1 pseudogene is annotated in these 254 nt (G+C 71.7%); it reads right to left on the bottom strand.

The features are described from left to right. Positions 1–254, bottom strand: a pseudogene (locus G6027_RS18450) (IS21 family transposase); the annotation flags it as partial.

Below are 254 nucleotides of genomic sequence, written 5' to 3'. Positions count from 1 at the left end.
CCACCTCCACTCCTTCCTCCTCCATCAGGCGCTGCCACACGCGGCGAGCGGTATGACGCTGCTTGCGAGGCGCTGTGAGGTCCTCGGTCAACCAGCGCCGGATCGTCGCCTCATGCGGGCCCAGTACCGGCGCGGTGCGTTGCGGGGTCTTACGTGGTGGCGGCACCGCATCGGCCAGCGCCGCGCGCACCGTGCGGCGGTGCACCTTGTGCCTCTCGGCGAGGGCCCGGATGGACAGGCCTTCGTCTCGGGCG

The sequence above is a fragment of the Dietzia sp. SLG310A2-38A2 genome, assembly GCF_014145095.1.
Classification (GTDB): Bacteria; Actinomycetota; Actinomycetes; order Mycobacteriales; family Mycobacteriaceae; genus Dietzia.
The sequence above is the reverse complement of the archived record's forward strand: the minus strand, read 5'-3'. Positions and strand labels throughout refer to the sequence as shown.